We start from the raw sequence: 15,257 nt of genomic DNA on the forward strand, positions 1-15,257 counted from the left end.
GCCGCCGGGGGTGACGCTGGCGAACGAGTCGGCCAGGACCGACGGCCAAGCGCCCATCGCACAAAGACAGTCACCCTCGCGGCGTCAGTTGTGTCCCAGAGCACACCCCATCAGTCCCACCCTGCTTTGACAAGGCCATTCGAACCCAGTGCGACGAACGGTCAACCGCTGCGACGAACGGGCTCCGCCCGGCCGCTCGCCGGCACGCCCACCACCCCCTCCGCGCGCTCGGGCCGCACCGCCGTGAAGACCGGTGGCCGCCCTCGCTCCCGATCCAGCACATACGCCTGGGCCTGCCCCACGTGGAAGTACATCCCCCGCAGCTCGACCGTGCCCTCAGCCAACCGCTGGGCCACCCACGGGTGCTTGGCGAGATGGTCCAACTGCTGCACGACATTGGCCAGACAGAGCGCCTCCAACTCCCCGGCCTCGGAGCCGCCAGCCGCGCCGCCGTCGCCGTCGCCGTCGAGCCGGGGGCTGTCCTCGTCGAGGCGGCGGCTGTCCTCGTCGAGCCGGGGCCTCGGGTCCTGCCGCAGCCGCTCCAGGCTGGGCCTGGCATGGAGCAGCCAACGCCCGAGGGGACCCTCGGGCAGCCCGCCCCGCTCCCGGTCCGCCGACCGCAGGGCCCGCATCGCCCCGCATCCCGAGTGGCCGCAGACCGTGATGGTGGTGACGCCCAACTCCGTCAGCGCGTACTCGATGGCGGCCCCCACCGAGTCGTCGCCCGACTCGGTGCCGGGCGGCGGCACCAGGTTCCCGATGTTCCGCACGGTGAAGAGGTCGCCCGGGCCGCTTGAGGTGATCATGCTGGTGACCAGCCGGGAGTCGGCGCAGGTCAGAAAGAGCTGCCCGGGCCGTTGCCCCTCGCGGGCCAGGCGGGCCAACTCCTCCCGCACCATGGGCGCGGTGGTGCTCTGGAAGGCGCGCAACCCGCCGAGGAGCGGATCGGCCAGGGCGACCGGCGCCGGGGAGCCGTCGGCCGGCGCCGTCTCGCAGGCGACGTCCCGGTGGTTCCGCCAGGAGTGCCAGGGATGGCAGCGGTGCGGCGCGGCGACCTTGCTCCCGGAGCGCCCGAGCCCGCCCGGCAGTTCCACCGTTCCGCCCTGGGCCTGGTGCGCCGCCCGCCAGTCGTGCAGCGTCTCGTAGGCGGCGTGGTCGACGAAGGTGCCCTCCAGCTCGACCGAGACCCTCGCCCTCTCCGGGACCTGCCCGAGCACCCGGGACAGCCGGGGCACCGAGAGGAAGGTCAACTGCCCCCGCACCCGCACCCGATGGGTGCCGTCGGGCAGCCGCTCGTGACTGATCCCGGTGTGGGTCAGCCGGTGCAGCGCGACCGCCACCGCCGCGAGGATGCCGATCCCCACCCCCTCCAACACCCCGAAGACCGTGACCCCGACCGCCGTGGCCACATAGACCGCGACCTCGCGGTGCCGGGTCACGCTGCGGATGTGGGTGATGTTGACCATCTGCACCCCGACCACCATCACCAGCGCCGCCAGGGCGCCGAGCGGGATCAGCTCCAGCAGCCCCACCAGCAGGCCCGTCGCCAGCAGCACCCAGCAGCCGTGCAGGACCGTCGAGCGCCGACTGACCGCCCCCGCCGCCACGTTGGCCGAGCTGCGCACCGCCACGCCCGTCACCGGCAGCCCGCCGAGGGAGCCGGAGACCAGGTTGGCCACGCCCTGCCCGCGCAGCTCGCGGTCGAGGTCGGCGCGCGGCACCCGGGGCCCGCCGGCCCGCTGCCTGGCCGCCGCCAGCTTGTCGACGGCGACCGCCGACAGCAGCGACTCGACGCTCGCCACCAGCGTGATCGTGAGCACGGCGGCGAAGAGGCCCAGCACCGGCCCGTCCGGCAGCTCCGGCAGCGCGTGGCTGCTCCAGGAGGGGAGGTCGACCCGGGGCACCCCCAGGGACAGCGCCCAGGAGAGGAACGTCGCCAGCACCACGGCGGCGAGCGCGGCCGGCGCCGCCCGCCGGACCAGGCCGCCCGAGCGTCCCGGCAGCCGGGGCCAGAGCAGCAGCACCGCCACCGTCAGCCCGCCGACCCAGAGCGAGGCCAACTGCGGATCGGCCAACTGGCCCGGCAGGTCCGCGAGATTGTCCAGCGCCGAACTCTCCGGCTCGCCGCCGAGCACGATGTGCAGCTGGGAGAGGGCGATGGTGGCCCCGATGCCCGCCAGCATCCCGTGCACGATCGCCGGGCTGACCATCAGCGCGGATCTGGCCACCCGGAGCGCCGAGAGCCCGAGTTGCGCGAGGCCGGCGAGGGCCGTGATGGCGCAGGTGGTGCGCCAGCCGTACTGCTGGATGAGGTCGGCCGTGACCACCGTGAGGCCGGCGGCGGGACCGCTGACCTGGAGCGGCGCACCGCCCAGCAGCCCCACCACGATGCCGCCGACCGCCGCCGCCACGAGCCCCGCCTGGAGCGGCGCCCCGGTGGCCAGCGCGATGCCGAGGGAGAGCGGCAGGGCGATCAGGAAGACCGAGATCGAGGCGGACAGGTCGGCGCGACGGCGCTCCGCCGGACCCGGGTCAGCGCCGGCTCCGGCCGGCGGGGGCGTTCGGGCTGCGGCGGGGGTGGCCGACGAGGGGTCCGGGGGACCTGAGCGACCCGAGGGTCCTGAGGAGACCGAGGGGGACGACGGCTCGGGCTGGGTCGAATCGGGAGTGGGGGCGCAGGCGGACATCTTCCGTCTCCGTCCGTGAGGGGCGAAAACCCCGGAGTTACAGGAGTTATGGCCTTTCTCAAGGCTTGGTAAACGAAGAGTAATGGAGCGCAAAGGTCTGTACGAGGGGCAGACCCCGTTTGGCCCCGCAATTAATCCGAAGGAGCGAAAAAGTCATGGGAACCGCTTGTCATACAAACATCTCTAACGCTGAGAGGAAGAGTTTGTCTGGCTCCCCCGCACACCGGGCGGAGCGGACAAACCACTGCGTTGGCAACGGGAGGACGCGAGATGGTCACACACACGACGAGACGGACGGCGAGCCTGGTGGCCATCGGAGCGCTGGCGTTGGGCATGACGGCCTGCTCGCTGGTCGGCGACACCGGGTCCGGCGGCGGCCGGAGCGATCAGGAGGAGTCGGCCCCGGAGGGCCCGGCCGAGGAGGACCCCGGCGGGGACGACGCCGGAGCCGCGCCCCAACTCCTCGGCGACGGCTCGACCGCCAACACCGGCCCCCAGCCCGAGCAGCCCCCCGCCCCTGAGCCGCTGGCCCCCGGCGAGGAGCCGCCGCAATTCGTCGTCTTCTCCTGGGACGGCGCCGGCGAGGACGACAATCAGCTCTTCTCGCGATTCCGCGAACTCGGCGAGCGCTACGACGCGGACATGACGTTCTTCCTGTCCGGTATTTATCTCCTGCCGGAGAGTGAGCGCCTCAGGTACGAGCCGCCAGGGCACCAACCGGGCGCCTCCGACATCGGGTATCTCTCCGACGAGCACATCGCCGCGACGCTGGAACAGCTGCGGCTGGCGTGGCGCGAGGGAAACGAGATCGGCACCCATTTCAACGGGCACTTCTGCGGCCCCACCGGCGGCTCCAGCTGGACCGTCGAGGACTGGGTCGACGAGATCGAGCAGGCCCGCTGGATGGTCCAGAACTGGCGGACCACCACCGGCCTCACCGACGAGGAGCCGCTGCCGTTCGACTACGACCAGGAGTTGGTCGGCGGGCGCGCGCCCTGCCTGGAGGGCCAGGAGAACCTGCTGCCGGCGGCGGCGGAGTCGGGCTTCCGCTACGACTCCAGCGGCAACTCGCTCCAGCTCTGGCCCCAGCAGCGGCACGGCGTCTGGGACATCTCGCTCCAGTCGGTCCCGATGCCGGGGCGGTCCTTCGAGACGCTGTCCATGGACTACAACTTCATGGTCAACCAGTCCGGCGAGCAGAGCGGCGACCCGGCGATGTGGCCCACCTGGCAGGCCGAGATGCACGACGGCCTGATGGCCGCGTTCGACCGGGCCTACGAGGGCAACCGCGCGCCGTTGATCATCGGCAACCACTTCAACCAGTGGAACGGCGGCATCTACATGGACGCCGTCGAGGACCTGATCACCGAGCTGTGCCCGAGGGAGGGCGTCGAGTGCGTCTCCTTCCGCCAACTGGTCGACTGGCTGGACGCTCAGGACCCCGAGGTGCTGGACCGGCTGCGGGGCCTCGGCGTCGGCCAGGCCCCGCCCGGCGGCTGGGAGGCGTACCTGGCCGGCTGACCGCCTGCCGCCTGCCGCCGGCTCCCGGCTCAGGCCGGCAGCGGGCTGGGGGCCTCCCGCAGCACGAACCCGGGGTCGACCTGCGCCGCCAGGTCGGCCCCGGTCCTGTCGTTACCCCAACTCGCCGCGTTCTTCAGGTGGAAGTGCACCATCTGCTGGGTGTAGCGCTCCCAGTCGCGGTCCTCGTAGCTGGCGTCCGCCGCGCCGTGCAGAGCGCGCAACGCCGCGACGTCGGCCGCTTCGAGCGCCGCGAACGGCCGTTCCTCGCCGCGCTCCAGCGCGCGCACCCACTCCGAGTGGCCGAGCGTCACCAGCAGGTCGTCGCCGACCTCGGCGCGCAGGAACGCGACGTCCTCCGGGCCCTGCACCTTGTTGCCGATCACCCGCAGGGCGACCCTGAAGTCACGTGCGTACTCGCGGTACTGACGGTAGACCGAGACGCCCTTGCGGGTGGGCTCGGCGACCAGGAACGTCATGTCGAAGCGCGTGAACAGCCCGGAGGCGAACGAGTCGCTGCCGGCCGTCATGTCCACCACCAGGTACTCGTCGCGCCCGTCCACCAGGTGGTTGAGGCACAGCTCCACCGCGCCCGTCTTCGAGTGGTAGCAGGCAACCCCGAGGTCGTCCGCGGTGAACGGGCCGGTCACCAGCAGCCGGGCCGCCCCCTCCTCCAGCGGCACCGTCGTGGCGCAGGCGTCGAAGACCGGGTTGGGCTCCGAGAGCCGCAGCAGCCGCGAACCCGCGCCCGGCGGCGTCGTCTTGATCATGGTCTCGGCCGACAGGATGCGGGGGTTGTCGCCCCGGAGGTAGTCCTTGATCAACGGCAGCCTGGCGCCCAGCGGCGGGCACGCGGCGGCCTCGTCCTCCGGGAGGCCGAGGGCCACGCCCAGGTGTTGGTTGATGTCGGCGTCCACCGCCGTCACCGGGACGCCCCCGGCCGCGAGGTACCGGACGAACAACGAGGACAGCGTCGTCTTTCCGCTGCCGCCCTTGCCTACGAAAGCGATCTTCATGTTCAAGAGCGTAGTGGTGTCGGCGGAACACCCGAACACACGAAGTGGGAAAGTCCACTCGAACGAGTCGCCGATGATCGCTGGACCCCGCCTAGGCTTCGGTGCTATGAGCCCCGGAGCATCCACCGAACCGCAGACCGACCCCCTGGCCAGGCTGGCCGAACTGCCCGGAGTGCCGGCGGCGGTGGCCGGCGTACGGGAGGCGGTGGACGCCGTCTACGGACACCGCGTGATGCGCCGCCGCAGCCCCGAGGTCGCCGCCGAGGCCGCGCTGCGCGGCGCCCGCGCCTCGGCCGCGCTGGCCGGCGCCGACTGGGCGCTCGAAGAGGTCAGGCGGCGCGGCGACTTCGGCGGGGACGAGGAGGCCCGAACGGTGGGGGCGGCGCTGCGGGCCACCGCCGAGGCCACCGAGTCGCTGGGCATCTGGCGCGGCTCCCCGCTCCGGGTCCTCGCCAGGCTGCACCTGGTCGCCGCCGGCGGCCCTGCGGCCGGCCCCGACGCGGACCGGATCGGCCGCCCCCGGCTGGCGGGCGAGGCGGTCGACGAACCCGCGCTGGCGGCGCTGCCGACCGCGCCCGGCGCCGACGAGGTGGCCGTGCGGCTGGCGGCGCTCGCCGACATCGTCGTGGCGGGCTCGGCCGCGCCGGCGCTGGTGACGGCGGCCGTGGTGCACGGGGAGCTGCTGGCGCTGCGCCCGTTCGCCAGCCACAACGGGCTGGTCGCCCGGGCGGCGGCGCGGCTGGTGCTGGTCGGCGGCGGGCTCGACCCGAAGGCCGTCACCCCGACCGAGGTCGGCCACGCAGAGCAGGGGCAGGAGCGCTATCTCGCCGCGCTGGACGGCTATCTGACGGGGACGATGGCCGGGGTCGCCGGCTGGATCGCGCACTGCGCGAGGGCGGCCGAACTCGGCGCCCGCGAGTCCGTCGCGGTCTGCGAGGCGCTCCAGCGCGGCGCGGCCTGACCGCGCCGGCTCAGGCGGCGCGCCCGGCGGCGCGGCGGCGGTTGGCGTACCACCAGACGAGCCCCCCTGCGGTGGCCGCGGCGACCGCCGCCGTCGCCACCAGCGCGGGGCGGGACGGTATGCCCAGCGAGACCCGCTGGCGCAGCCGCACCGGCCGTTCGAACGTCAACACCGGCCACTCCCGCGCGGCCGCCTCCCTGCGCAGCGCGCGGTCCGGGTTGACGGCGTGCGGGTGCCCCACCGCCTCCAGCATGGGCAGGTCGGTGACGGAGTCGCTGTAGGCGTAGCAGCGGGCCAGGTCGTAGCCCTCCGAGACGGCCAGTTCGGCGATGGCCTCGGCCTTGGTCGGGCCGTAGGCGTAGTAGTCGACCTCGCCGGTGTAGCGGCCGTCGGCCACCACCATGCGGGTCGCCACCACCCGGTCGGCGCCGAGGAGTTCGCCGATGGGCTCCACCAGCTCCGCCCCCGACGTGCTCACGATCACGACGTCCCGGCCGGCCTCGTGGTGCTGCTCGATGAGCGAGGCGGCCTCGTCGTAGATGATCGGGTCGATGACCTCGTGCACGGCCTCCGCCACGATCTCCCGCACCTGCTGGACGTTCCACCCCCGGCAGAGCGCCGAGAGGTACTCCCGCATCCGCTCGGTCTGCTCGTGGTCCGCGCCGCCGAGCAGGAAGAGGAACTGGGCGTAGGCGGTGCGCAACACGGCCCTGCGGTTGATGAGTCCGCCCTGGTAGAACGACCTGCTGAAGGTGACCGTGCTCGACTTCGCGATGACGGTCTTGTCAAGATCGAAGAAGGCGGCGGTCCGGGGCTGCGGCAGGATTTCCACGCCCCGAGCATAAGGGCCCGCCATTCGGCGTACGCTGGGGCGCGTGGGTTTGCCTGAGAAGGCTCTCGGGTACACCATGGAAGTCACGGATCGTTCGCGACCGTGCTAACCCGGCCCGGCTCCTCCCCCCCCGAGTCGGCCGTGGAAGACGACCCCCGCTCTCCCCCCCGGCGGGGGTCGTCGCCTGTCCGGGGGCGTTTTCGCAGGTCAACGGCCTAGCCTCGCGTCGGTGTGCGCGTGGGGCGCCGCGATGGCGCTCGGGCCAGGGGTACGTACTCGGCCATTCTTCCCGCTTTGTCGTCCGACCAAGCGGTGACTCTGTGTGCCCATTTGTTGTCGCTGTTGATGGCTGTGCCTCGTGTGGGTGACGGACTTATCCACAGGGGGCTGGTTATCCACAGATTTGGGCTGGCTTCCCCAAAGGCGTCCGGATGCCGTCACTGTGGGTGATGTGTTGTTTCGGAGGGCGTTCGACGGAGTCGGCGCCCGGAGCCGAGGGGGCTTCGCCATGACGGAATCCACGTCCGCGTCATCCGCGTCATCCGCGTCATCCGCGTCATCCGCGTCATCCGCGTCATCCAGGTCGTCCAGGTCGTCCAGGTCCGCGTCCCGGGCCACGTCCGCGTCCGGGTCCAGGTCCGCGTCGTCCGCGTCCGTGTCGGGGGTCGCGCCGGGGGGCAGGCCCGTGCTGATCCTCACCGAGGAGGACGAGCTGCTCGACGACCTGCTGCGGCTGTGTGCCGTGGCCGGCGCCGAGGTCGAGGTGGTGCACGGGGCGCCGCCCACCGCCGAGCAGTGGTGGGGCGCGCCGCTGGTGCTGATCGGCGACGACCGGGCGCCGGCCTTCGCCCAGCGCGCCGCCCGGCAGGGCCGACGCCCGGGGGTGCTCCTGGTCGGACGGGATCTCGACGACCACATGGTCTGGGCCAGGGCCGTGACGATCGGCGTCGAGCAGGTGCTCCACCTCCCGTGGGACGAGCCCCGCCTCGCGGACCGCATCGCCGACGCGGTGGAGGGCCCGGGCCAACCGACGCTCACCCTGGGGGTGTTGGGCGGCAGGGGCGGCGCGGGGGCCTCCTCGCTGGCCTGCGCGCTGGCGGTGACGGCGGCGCGGGCTGGGCTGCGCAGCGTGCTGGTGGACGCCGACCCGCTGGGCGGCGGTCTCGACGTGCCGTTCGGCGGGGAGCGCACGGCGGGCAAGCGGTGGCCGGCCTTCCTCTCCGCGCGCGGCCGGCTCTCCGGCGCGGCCCTGGACGAGGCGCTGCCCCGGCTGCACGGCGTGAGCCTGCTCAGCTGGGACAGGGACGAGGGCGTCCGGCTCCCGGTGGAGGCGATGCGCTCGGTGCTGGCCTCAGCCCGCAGGGGCGGTGGCGTCCTGGTGCTCGACCTGCCGCGCGCCGTTGACGACGCGGCGGCCGAGGCGCTCACCCAGCTCGACCTCGGACTCCTCGTGGTGCCCTGCGAGTTGCGGGCGACGGCGGCGGCCCGACGGGTCGTCGGCGGCGCCGGGGCGCTGGTGCGGGATCTGCGGCTGGTCGCCAGGACGCGGCCGGGGGACGAGCTGCCGGCGGCTGAGTTGTCCCGGATGCTGCGGCTGCCGCTCGCGGGGGAGCTGGTCGACGAGCCCGGGCTGTCGACCGCCGCCGAGATGGGGGAGCCGCCGGGGGCCAACCCCAGGGGCACCCTCGCCGCCTTCTGCGCCACGCTGCTCGACCGCGCCCAGCCGCGCGAGGGGGCCTCGACATGACCGGCGCCGAGTTCCGCGCGACGGTCGCAGGGCTGGGCGACGACCGTTCCGCTTCCGGGGAGGAACTGCCGGAGCTCCCCGCGCTGTTGGAGACGGTCCGGCTGCGGCTGGTCGAGGAGGGCGCCGAGCCGACGCCCGGCCGGGTGGCCGCCGCGCTCCGCGCCCAGGGGCTGCTGCTGGGGGACCGGGCGGTGCTGTCGGTGGTGCGCGCGCTGCGCTCCGAGCTGGTCGGCGCCGGCCCGCTCCAGCCGCTGCTGGCCGCGCCGGACGTCACGGACGTGCTGGTGAACGGCCCGGAGGAGGTGTGGGTCGACCGGGGCGCGGGCCTGGAGCGGGCCGATGTGCGGTTCCCCGACGAGGCGTCCGTCAGGCGGCTGGCGCAGCGGCTGGCCGCCTCGGCCGGGCGGCGGCTGGACGACGCCCGGCCCTGGGTGGACGCCCGGCTTCCCGACGGCACCCGGATGCACGCCGTGCTGCCGCCGGTGGTGGTGGGCTCGCCCTGCCTCTCGCTGCGGGTGGTGCGTCACCGGGCCTTCACCCTGCCGGAGTTGCGTCGGGCGGGCACCCTGCCGCCCGGCGGGGAGCGGGTGTTGCGGGCGGTCCTCGCCGCCCGGCTCTCGTTCCTGGTCACCGGCGGCACGGGCTCCGGCAAGAGCACGTTGCTCGCCTCCCTGCTGGGCCTGGTCGGCCCACGGGAGCGGGTGGTGCTCGTCGAGGACTCGGCCGAGCTGAGGCCCAGTCACCCCCATGTCGTCAGGCTGGAGACCCGCCCGGCCAACCAGGAGGGCGCGGGCCGGGTCACGCTGCGCGACCTGGTGCGGCAGGCGCTGCGGATGCGGCCGGACAGGCTGGTGGTCGGGGAGGTGCGGGGCGCCGAGGTCACCGAGCTGCTGGCCGCGCTCAACACCGGCCACGAGGGCGGGTGCGGCACGCTCCACGCCAACGCTGCGGGGGACGTCCCGGCTCGGCTGGAGGCGCTCGGCGGCACGGCCGGGTTGCCCAGGGCCGCGCTGCACAGCCAGCTGGCCGCCGCCCTCGCCCTCGTCCTGCACCTCGTCAGGGACCGGGAGTCGGGCCGTCGCCGGCTGGCGGAGATCCAGCTGCTGGAGCAGGGGCCGCGTGGCCTGGTGCGCACCGTGCCGGCCGCCCGCTGGGGGCGGGACGGCTTCGTCCGGGAGGACGGCTGGACGCGGCTGGCCCGGCTCTGTGCGCGGGGCGGGGGAGGCGCGCTGTGAGCGGGCAGGTGACGCAGTGGGGCGCGGCGCTGTGCGCGGGTGCCGGGGCGTGGCTGCTGGCCGGCGCGGGCCGAGCGCCCGACCGTGGCCGGGAGGCCCGGGGTGGGCGCGTGGTTCGGCGGCGGCCTCGGATGCCCGACGCGTCCCAGGCGCGGGCGGTGCTCTGCTGGGTCGCGGTCGGGGCCCTGTTGGCCCTGGCAGCGGGCTCCCCGCTGCCCCTGGTGGCCTCGGTGCTCGCCGCGCCGCCGGTCGCCCGCCGGTGGCGGCGGCGCCGGGAGGCGGCGGCGGTGCGGCGGCAGCAGGAGGCGGTGGTGGACTTCTGCGTGGCGCTCGCCGGCGAGGTCCAGGCCGGCAGGCCGGCCGTCGCGGCGCTGACCGTGGCCGGCCGGGCGGAGTTGGGGCGGCTCGCGGCCGGCCCGCTGGCGGCCGCCGGCTATGGCGGGGACGTGCCGGCGGCGCTCCGCTCGGCGGCCGAGCGGCCCGGGGCCGAGGGGCTGCGCGGCGTAGCCGCCTGCTGGGAGGTCGCGGTCCAGGGCGGCGCCTCGCTGGCCGCCGGGCTGGAGCGGGTGGCGACGGCGCTGCGCGCCGAGCGTGACCAACACGAGGAGCTGCGCGCGCTGTTGGCCGGGCCCCGGGCCACGGCGTGGGTGTTGGCCGCGCTTCCGCTCGGCGGCCTCGCGCTGGGCTCGACCCTGGGTGTCTCGCCGCTGCGCACGCTGTTCGGTACGCCGGCGGGGCTGCTCTGCCTGGGGCTCGGCGCGCTGTTCCAGTGGCTCGGCATGGTGTGGGTCGCCGCCATCGTGCGCGCGGCCGAGAGGCCGGCGCGATGAGCGGCGCGGCGGCGGTGAGTTGGTTGAGCGTGGGGCTGTGGGCGCTGGTGCTGCCTCTCGCGGCCCGCGAGGCCGCGACCTGGCTGACGGCCCGTCGCCGCAGGGCCGCGCTGTGCGGCCGGCCGTCCGCGCGGCCCCGCCCGTGGGTGCCGCGTCGCGGCCGGGGTGCGCCGCCCGCCGCCGACGCTTCGCTGCCGCTGGCCACGGAGCTGCTGGCGGCGTGCCTGGCGGCCGGTGCGGAGCCGGGGGCGGCGGCGCGTGCGGTGGGCGCCTCCGTGCGGGGCCCGGTCGGGGAGGCGCTGGAGCGGGCGGCCGCCGAGCTGCGGCTCGGCGGCGAACCGGCCGTCGTCTGGGGCCGGTTGGGCGAGCTGCCGGGGGCCGCCCGGCTGGCCAGGCGGCTGGAGTCGGCGGGGAGCAACGGCGTGCCGGTGGTGCGGGCGTTCGAGGTCGAGGCGGCGGAGGCGCGCGCCCGGCGGCGTCGGGCGGTCGAGGTCGGGGCGCGTCGGGCGGCGGTGCTGGTCGCCGGGCCGCTCGGGCTGTGCTTCCTGCCGGCCTTCCTGCTGATCGGGGTGGCCCCGGTGCTGATCGCGCTGGTCGGGGAGTTGATCTGACCCATGGCCCACCAGCCAGGGAGGCCGCGCGCCCCGCCTCCTCCGGTCCCGATGCTCCGGGCGGAGCCCGGCCCGGGCCGCCCGCCGTCCCCGACCGCTGGCCTCCGACCACCGTCCGTCGACCACCGTCCGTCGACCACCGTCCGTCGATCACCGTCACCAGGCGGGCCCCAGCTGGGCCCAGAGAGAGACCGCTCATGCGCAGCCTCAGTCAACGGAGCGCCACGCGCGCCCACCAGGCTCAACGTCCCCGATCCGTCCCCCGGTCCGTGCCCTCGGCCGGCCCACGGCTGGTGCCACCGCGGGTTCCACGGTTCGTTCCGGGGCGCGCCGGACGGCTCGTCGTCCGGCCGGTTCCGTGGGGCGTGCTCCGTTCGAGCCGGCGGGAGGCCGGGATGAACACCGTCGAGTATGCCATCGGCACCCTCGCCGCCGCCGGCTTCGCCGCCGCGCTGCTCACCCTTTCCGACTCCGCGCCGGTAAGGGGGGCGCTGCGTGATGTCATCCTGCAGGCGCTCGAGAACTCGCCGCTCTGACCCGGGCGCCGTCACGGTTGAGAGCGCCCTGGTCATCCCCGCCCTGGTGCTCTTCCTCGGCGCGTTGCTCTGCGGGCTCGGTGCCTTCGCCACCCAGTCGCTGTGTCAGGACGCGGCGCGCGCGGGGGCACGGGCCGCCGCCAGGGGAGAGCCGGCGGACGAGGTGCTGCGGGTGGCGCGCGACATCGCCCCGGGGCACGCCCGGGTGGAGATCGGCCGGGACGGCTCGCTCGTGCGGGTCGGAGTCTCGGTGCCCTCGTGGGCGACGGGCGTGCTCGGCCTGGCCGTCGAAGGGTGGGCGGTGGCCCATGTCGAGCCCGACTGACCGCGCCGACCGGGGCAGCGCCACGGTCTGGGCGACGCTCATCGTGGCGCTGCTGTGCGCCGTCTTCGGCGCCGTGGTGACGCTCGACCAGGCGCTGGCGGCTCGGCAGCGGGCCGCGTCGGCGGCCGACCTGGCGGCGCTCGCCGCCGCCGACCACGCGGCGGCGGGGCCGGAGGTCGCCTGCGCCGTGGCGCGGCGGGTGGCCGAGGCGCAGCGCGCCCGGCTGATCCGCTGTCACCTCGGTGGTGAGATCGCCGACCTCACCACCGAGGCCACCGCCGGTCCGCACTCCGCCAGGGCCAGGGCCAGGGCGGCGCCCGCCGGCGTTCCCGATCCGGCCACGGAAGGCCGCGCCGACGGCCTTGCCCGCGCCCCGACCGGGGCTTCGGCCCGCGCCACGGACGGCTCCCTGACCCGCGCCCCGGCCCGTGCCTCGGTCGGCTTCGCTCGGCCGGGGGGCGGGGGTGTTCCGGCCGGGTCAGGCCGTGGGCCGGCCACGGAGCAGCTGGGTCAGCACGCGGACGGCGCCCGCCTTGTGGAGGGGCTCGTTCCCGTTGCCGCACTTGGGGGACTGGATGCAGGACGGGCAGCCGGCCCGGCACTCACAGGCGGCGATGGCGTCCCTGGTGGCGGCCAGCCAGCGGGCAGCGGTGTGGAAGGCGCGCTCGGCGAAGCCGGCGCCGCCCGGGTGGCCGTCGTGCACGAAGACGGTCGGCAGCAGGGTGTCCGGGTGCAGCGCGGTGGAGACGCCGCCGATGTCCCAGCGGTCGCAGGTCGCGAAGAGCGGCAACATCCCGATCGCCGCGTGCTCGGCCGCGTGCAGCGCACCGGGCAGGATCTCCGGCGTGATCCGCGCGTCGGTCAGCTGGTCCTCCGTCATGGTCCACCACACGGCGCGGGTGCGGAGCGTTCTCGGCGGCAGGTCGAGCCGGGTCTCGCCCAACACCTCGCCGGTCAGCAGCCGGCGCCGCAGATAGGAGACCACCTGGTGGGTGACCTCCACCGACCCGAAGCACAGCCGGGCGTCGCCCCACGGCACCTCGACGTCGGTCTCCAGCACCGTCAGCTCGGTGACCTCCCTGGCCGAGGTGGACCAGGGCGGGTTGGACTCCTCGACCAGCGCGACGGAGTCGGCCAGGTCCAGCTCCCGGACCACGAAGCTCTGCCCCCGGTGCAGATGGACGGCGCCCTCGTGCACGGTGGTGTGGGCCGCCGCCGAGTCCACGGTGCCCAGCAGCCGGCCCGTCGCGGCCTCCACCACCCGCACCGGTTCGCCGCCCTTCCCCCGGATGTCCACGAGGTCGGCCGCCCGCTCCCGGCGGGTCCAGTACCAACTGCTTCCGCGTCGCCGCAGCAGACCCCGGTCGGTGAGCTTGGGCAGCAGCTCGGCGGCCGTCGGGTCGAACAGCGCGGGCTGCTCCGCGAAGTCCGCGCCGGTGAGCGGGAGTTCGGCGGCGGCCGCGCACAGGTGCGGGGCCAGCACATAGGGGTTCCCCGGGTCCAGCACGGTGCTCTCCACCGGCCGTTCGAACAGCGCCTCGGGGTGGTGCACCAGGTAGGTGTCCAACGGGTCGTCACGGGCGATCAGCACGGCGAGCGCGCCCTGCCCGCGCCGCCCGGCGCGCCCCGCCTGCTGCCAGAGCGAGGCCCGGGTGCCGGGGTAGCCGGCCAGCAGCACGGCGTCCAGCCCCGCGATGTCCACGCCCAGCTCCAGCGCCGTGGTCGCGGCCAGTCCCAGCAGCTCGCCGCTGTGCAGCGCCCGCTCCAACTCCCGCCGTTCCTCCGGCAGATAGCCGCCCCGGTAGGCCGCGACCCGGCCGGCCAGCGTGCGGTCCAGGGCGGCCAGCCGGTCCTGGGCGATCAGCGAGATCAGCTCGGCGCCACGCCGGGAGCGGACGAAGGTCACCGTGCGCACCCCCGCGCCGGCCAGGTCGGCGAGGAGGTCGGCGGCCTCGGCGGTGGCGGTCCGCCGGACGGGGGCGCCCCGTTCGCCCCTGCCCTCGGTCAGCGGCGGCTCCCACAGGGCGAAGACCAGCTCGCCACGGGGCGAGGCGTCCTCGGTCACCTCGGCGACCGGCAGCCCGATCAGTCGACCCGCCGAGTCGCCGGGCTCGGCGGTGGTCGCCGAGGCCAACAGGAAGACCGGCTCCGCACCGTGGTGCGCGCAGACGCGGCGCAGCCGGCGCAGCACCTGCGCCACATGCGAGCCGAAGACCCCCCGGTAGACATGGCACTCGTCGATCACCACATAGCGCAGCGCGCGCAGAAAGGAGCCCCAGCGCCGGTGGCCCGGCAACAGGCCGGTGTGGAGCATGTCCGGGTTGGTGAGCAGCAGGTTGGCGTGCTCCCGGGCCCAGGCCCGCTCCTCCTGCGGCGTGTCCCCGTCGTAGACGGCGGGCCGAACGGCGGTGCCCAGCGGTTCGGCGAGCCGGCGTATCGCGCGCCACTGGTCGGCGGCCAGGGCCTTGGTCGGCGCCAGATAGAGCGCGGTCGCGCCCCGCCGGTTGGGGGCCGTCTGGCCGTCCAGCAACGCGCTGAGCACCGGCACCTGATAGGTCAGTGACTTGCCCGAGGCCGTCCCCGTGGACACCACCACCGAGGACCCTCGCACGGCGTGTTCCACGGCCCTGGCCTGGTGCGCCCAGGGCCGGTCGATGCCGGCGGCGCGCACGGCGTCCAACACCTCGTGGCATATGCCTTCCGGCCAGTTGGCATGGACCTCGACCCGACCGGGCAGCTGCTCCGTATGAGTGATGCGGAGTGACCGGTCCCCCGGTTCGCTCAGCCGTGCCAGCACCGCCTGCGGAGACCGACGGCGGCCGTCCGCCTCGGTGGCGTTCGGGGGTGACTGGTAGGGGCGCACAAGGAACGAGTCTGTCACTGGTCCGACGGACAATGGCTGTAAGACGTCGTGCTGGGCATGAGGTAAGTGGTTGAATGCCCTGGCGGCTGCCGATCC

General features: G+C 75.0%; 12 protein-coding genes and 1 pseudogene. 9 read left to right on the forward strand and 4 right to left on the reverse strand.

Features of this window, described 5'->3' with window-relative positions; all coding sequences use genetic code 11:
* Positions 1–161 precede the first annotated feature (161 nt).
* Positions 162–2,687 carry a SulP family inorganic anion transporter gene (locus FH609_RS18920; protein ID WP_139669594.1) on the reverse strand — a complete coding sequence of 842 codons (2,526 nt, stop codon included), beginning with the start codon at positions 2,685–2,687 and terminating at the stop codon, positions 162–164.
* Positions 2,688–2,957: 270 nt separating this feature from the next.
* Between FH609_RS18920 and FH609_RS18925 the strand changes: the two genes are divergently transcribed.
* Positions 2,958–4,208: a hypothetical protein gene (locus FH609_RS18925; RefSeq protein WP_139669596.1), complete on the forward strand. Its 1,251-nt coding sequence runs from the start codon at positions 2,958–2,960 to the stop codon at positions 4,206–4,208.
* A gap of 29 nt (positions 4,209–4,237) precedes the next feature.
* Here FH609_RS18925 and FH609_RS18930 read toward each other — a convergent pair whose 3' ends face one another.
* Entirely contained in the window at positions 4,238–5,221 is a 984-nt protein-coding gene (locus FH609_RS18930) for an ATP-binding protein (RefSeq protein ID WP_139669598.1), read from the reverse strand.
* Between the two features lie 106 nt (positions 5,222–5,327).
* Here FH609_RS18930 and FH609_RS18935 point away from each other — a divergent pair, with 106 nt between their 5' ends.
* A complete protein-coding gene (locus FH609_RS18935) occupies positions 5,328–6,182 on the forward strand; it encodes a Fic family protein (protein WP_139669600.1) in 855 nt (284 codons plus the stop codon).
* Positions 6,183–6,192: 10 nt separating this feature from the next.
* On the opposite strand, the gene FH609_RS18940 is transcribed toward FH609_RS18935, so the two are convergent.
* On the reverse strand, positions 6,193–7,038 hold the full coding sequence (locus tag FH609_RS18940) for an HAD family hydrolase (RefSeq protein WP_139669602.1): 846 nt from the start codon (positions 7,036–7,038) through the stop codon (positions 6,193–6,195).
* Positions 7,039–7,699: 661 nt separating this feature from the next.
* Here FH609_RS18940 and ssd point away from each other — a divergent pair.
* The 7 genes and pseudogenes from ssd to FH609_RS18975 form a co-directional block, all read left to right on the forward strand.
* Positions 7,700–8,761 (forward strand): septum site-determining protein Ssd, encoded by a 1,062-nt coding sequence (gene ssd / locus FH609_RS18945; protein ID WP_226961800.1) that lies wholly within the window; start codon positions 7,700–7,702, stop codon positions 8,759–8,761.
* Entirely contained in the window at positions 8,758–9,996 is a 1,239-nt protein-coding gene (locus tag FH609_RS18950) for a TadA family conjugal transfer-associated ATPase (protein ID WP_139669606.1), read from the forward strand. Before ssd ends, FH609_RS18950 begins: the two co-directional genes overlap by 4 nt.
* 131 nt (positions 9,997–10,127) lie before the next feature.
* Positions 10,128–10,826, forward strand: coding sequence for a type II secretion system F family protein (locus FH609_RS18955; protein ID WP_226961801.1), 699 nt, complete (start codon positions 10,128–10,130; stop codon positions 10,824–10,826).
* On the forward strand, positions 10,823–11,437 hold the full coding sequence (locus FH609_RS18960; RefSeq protein WP_139669610.1) for a type II secretion system F family protein: 615 nt from the start codon (positions 10,823–10,825) through the stop codon (positions 11,435–11,437). Before FH609_RS18955 ends, FH609_RS18960 begins: the two co-directional genes overlap by 4 nt.
* 197 nt (positions 11,438–11,634) lie before the next feature.
* A complete protein-coding gene (locus tag FH609_RS31765; protein WP_139669612.1) occupies positions 11,635–11,973 on the forward strand; it encodes a DUF4244 domain-containing protein in 339 nt (112 codons plus the stop codon).
* Positions 11,936–12,298: a TadE family type IV pilus minor pilin gene (locus FH609_RS18970; RefSeq protein WP_139669614.1), complete on the forward strand. Its 363-nt coding sequence runs from the start codon at positions 11,936–11,938 to the stop codon at positions 12,296–12,298. Before FH609_RS31765 ends, FH609_RS18970 begins: the two co-directional genes overlap by 38 nt.
* Positions 12,282–12,557, forward strand: a pseudogene (locus FH609_RS18975) (Rv3654c family TadE-like protein); the annotation flags it as partial. The gene FH609_RS18970 and the pseudogene FH609_RS18975, both read left to right, overlap by 17 nt.
* 219 nt (positions 12,558–12,776) lie before the next feature.
* On the opposite strand, the gene FH609_RS18980 reads toward FH609_RS18975, so the two are convergent.
* Positions 12,777–15,161, reverse strand: coding sequence for a DEAD/DEAH box helicase (locus FH609_RS18980; protein WP_405379036.1), 2,385 nt, complete (start codon positions 15,159–15,161; stop codon positions 12,777–12,779).
* Between the last annotated feature and the right edge of the window lie 96 nt (positions 15,162–15,257).

The sequence above is a fragment of the Streptomyces sp. 3MP-14 genome, assembly GCF_006334905.2.
Taxonomy (GTDB): Bacteria; Actinomycetota; Actinomycetes; order Streptomycetales; family Streptomycetaceae; genus Streptomyces; species Streptomyces triticirhizae.

Excerpts from the sequence above, each read along its gene's own strand:
- FH609_RS18920 (WP_139669594.1), bottom strand. The coding sequence starts at position 2,687 with ATGTCCGCCTGCGCCCCCACTCCCGATTCGACCCAGCCCGAGCCGTCG.
- FH609_RS18925 (WP_139669596.1), top strand. The coding sequence starts at position 2,958 with ATGGTCACACACACGACGAGACGGACGGCGAGCCTGGTGGCCATCGGA.
- FH609_RS18930 (WP_139669598.1), bottom strand. The coding sequence starts at position 5,221 with ATGAAGATCGCTTTCGTAGGCAAGGGCGGCAGCGGAAAGACGACGCTG.
- FH609_RS18935 (WP_139669600.1), top strand. The coding sequence starts at position 5,328 with ATGAGCCCCGGAGCATCCACCGAACCGCAGACCGACCCCCTGGCCAGG.
- FH609_RS18940 (WP_139669602.1), bottom strand. The coding sequence starts at position 7,038 with ATGGCGGGCCCTTATGCTCGGGGCGTGGAAATCCTGCCGCAGCCCCGG.
- FH609_RS18950 (WP_139669606.1), top strand. The coding sequence starts at position 8,758 with ATGACCGGCGCCGAGTTCCGCGCGACGGTCGCAGGGCTGGGCGACGAC.
- FH609_RS18955 (WP_226961801.1), top strand. The coding sequence starts at position 10,128 with ATGCCCGACGCGTCCCAGGCGCGGGCGGTGCTCTGCTGGGTCGCGGTC.
- FH609_RS18960 (WP_139669610.1), top strand. The coding sequence starts at position 10,823 with ATGAGCGGCGCGGCGGCGGTGAGTTGGTTGAGCGTGGGGCTGTGGGCG.
- FH609_RS31765 (WP_139669612.1), top strand. The coding sequence starts at position 11,635 with ATGCGCAGCCTCAGTCAACGGAGCGCCACGCGCGCCCACCAGGCTCAA.
- FH609_RS18970 (WP_139669614.1), top strand. The coding sequence starts at position 11,936 with ATGTCATCCTGCAGGCGCTCGAGAACTCGCCGCTCTGACCCGGGCGCC.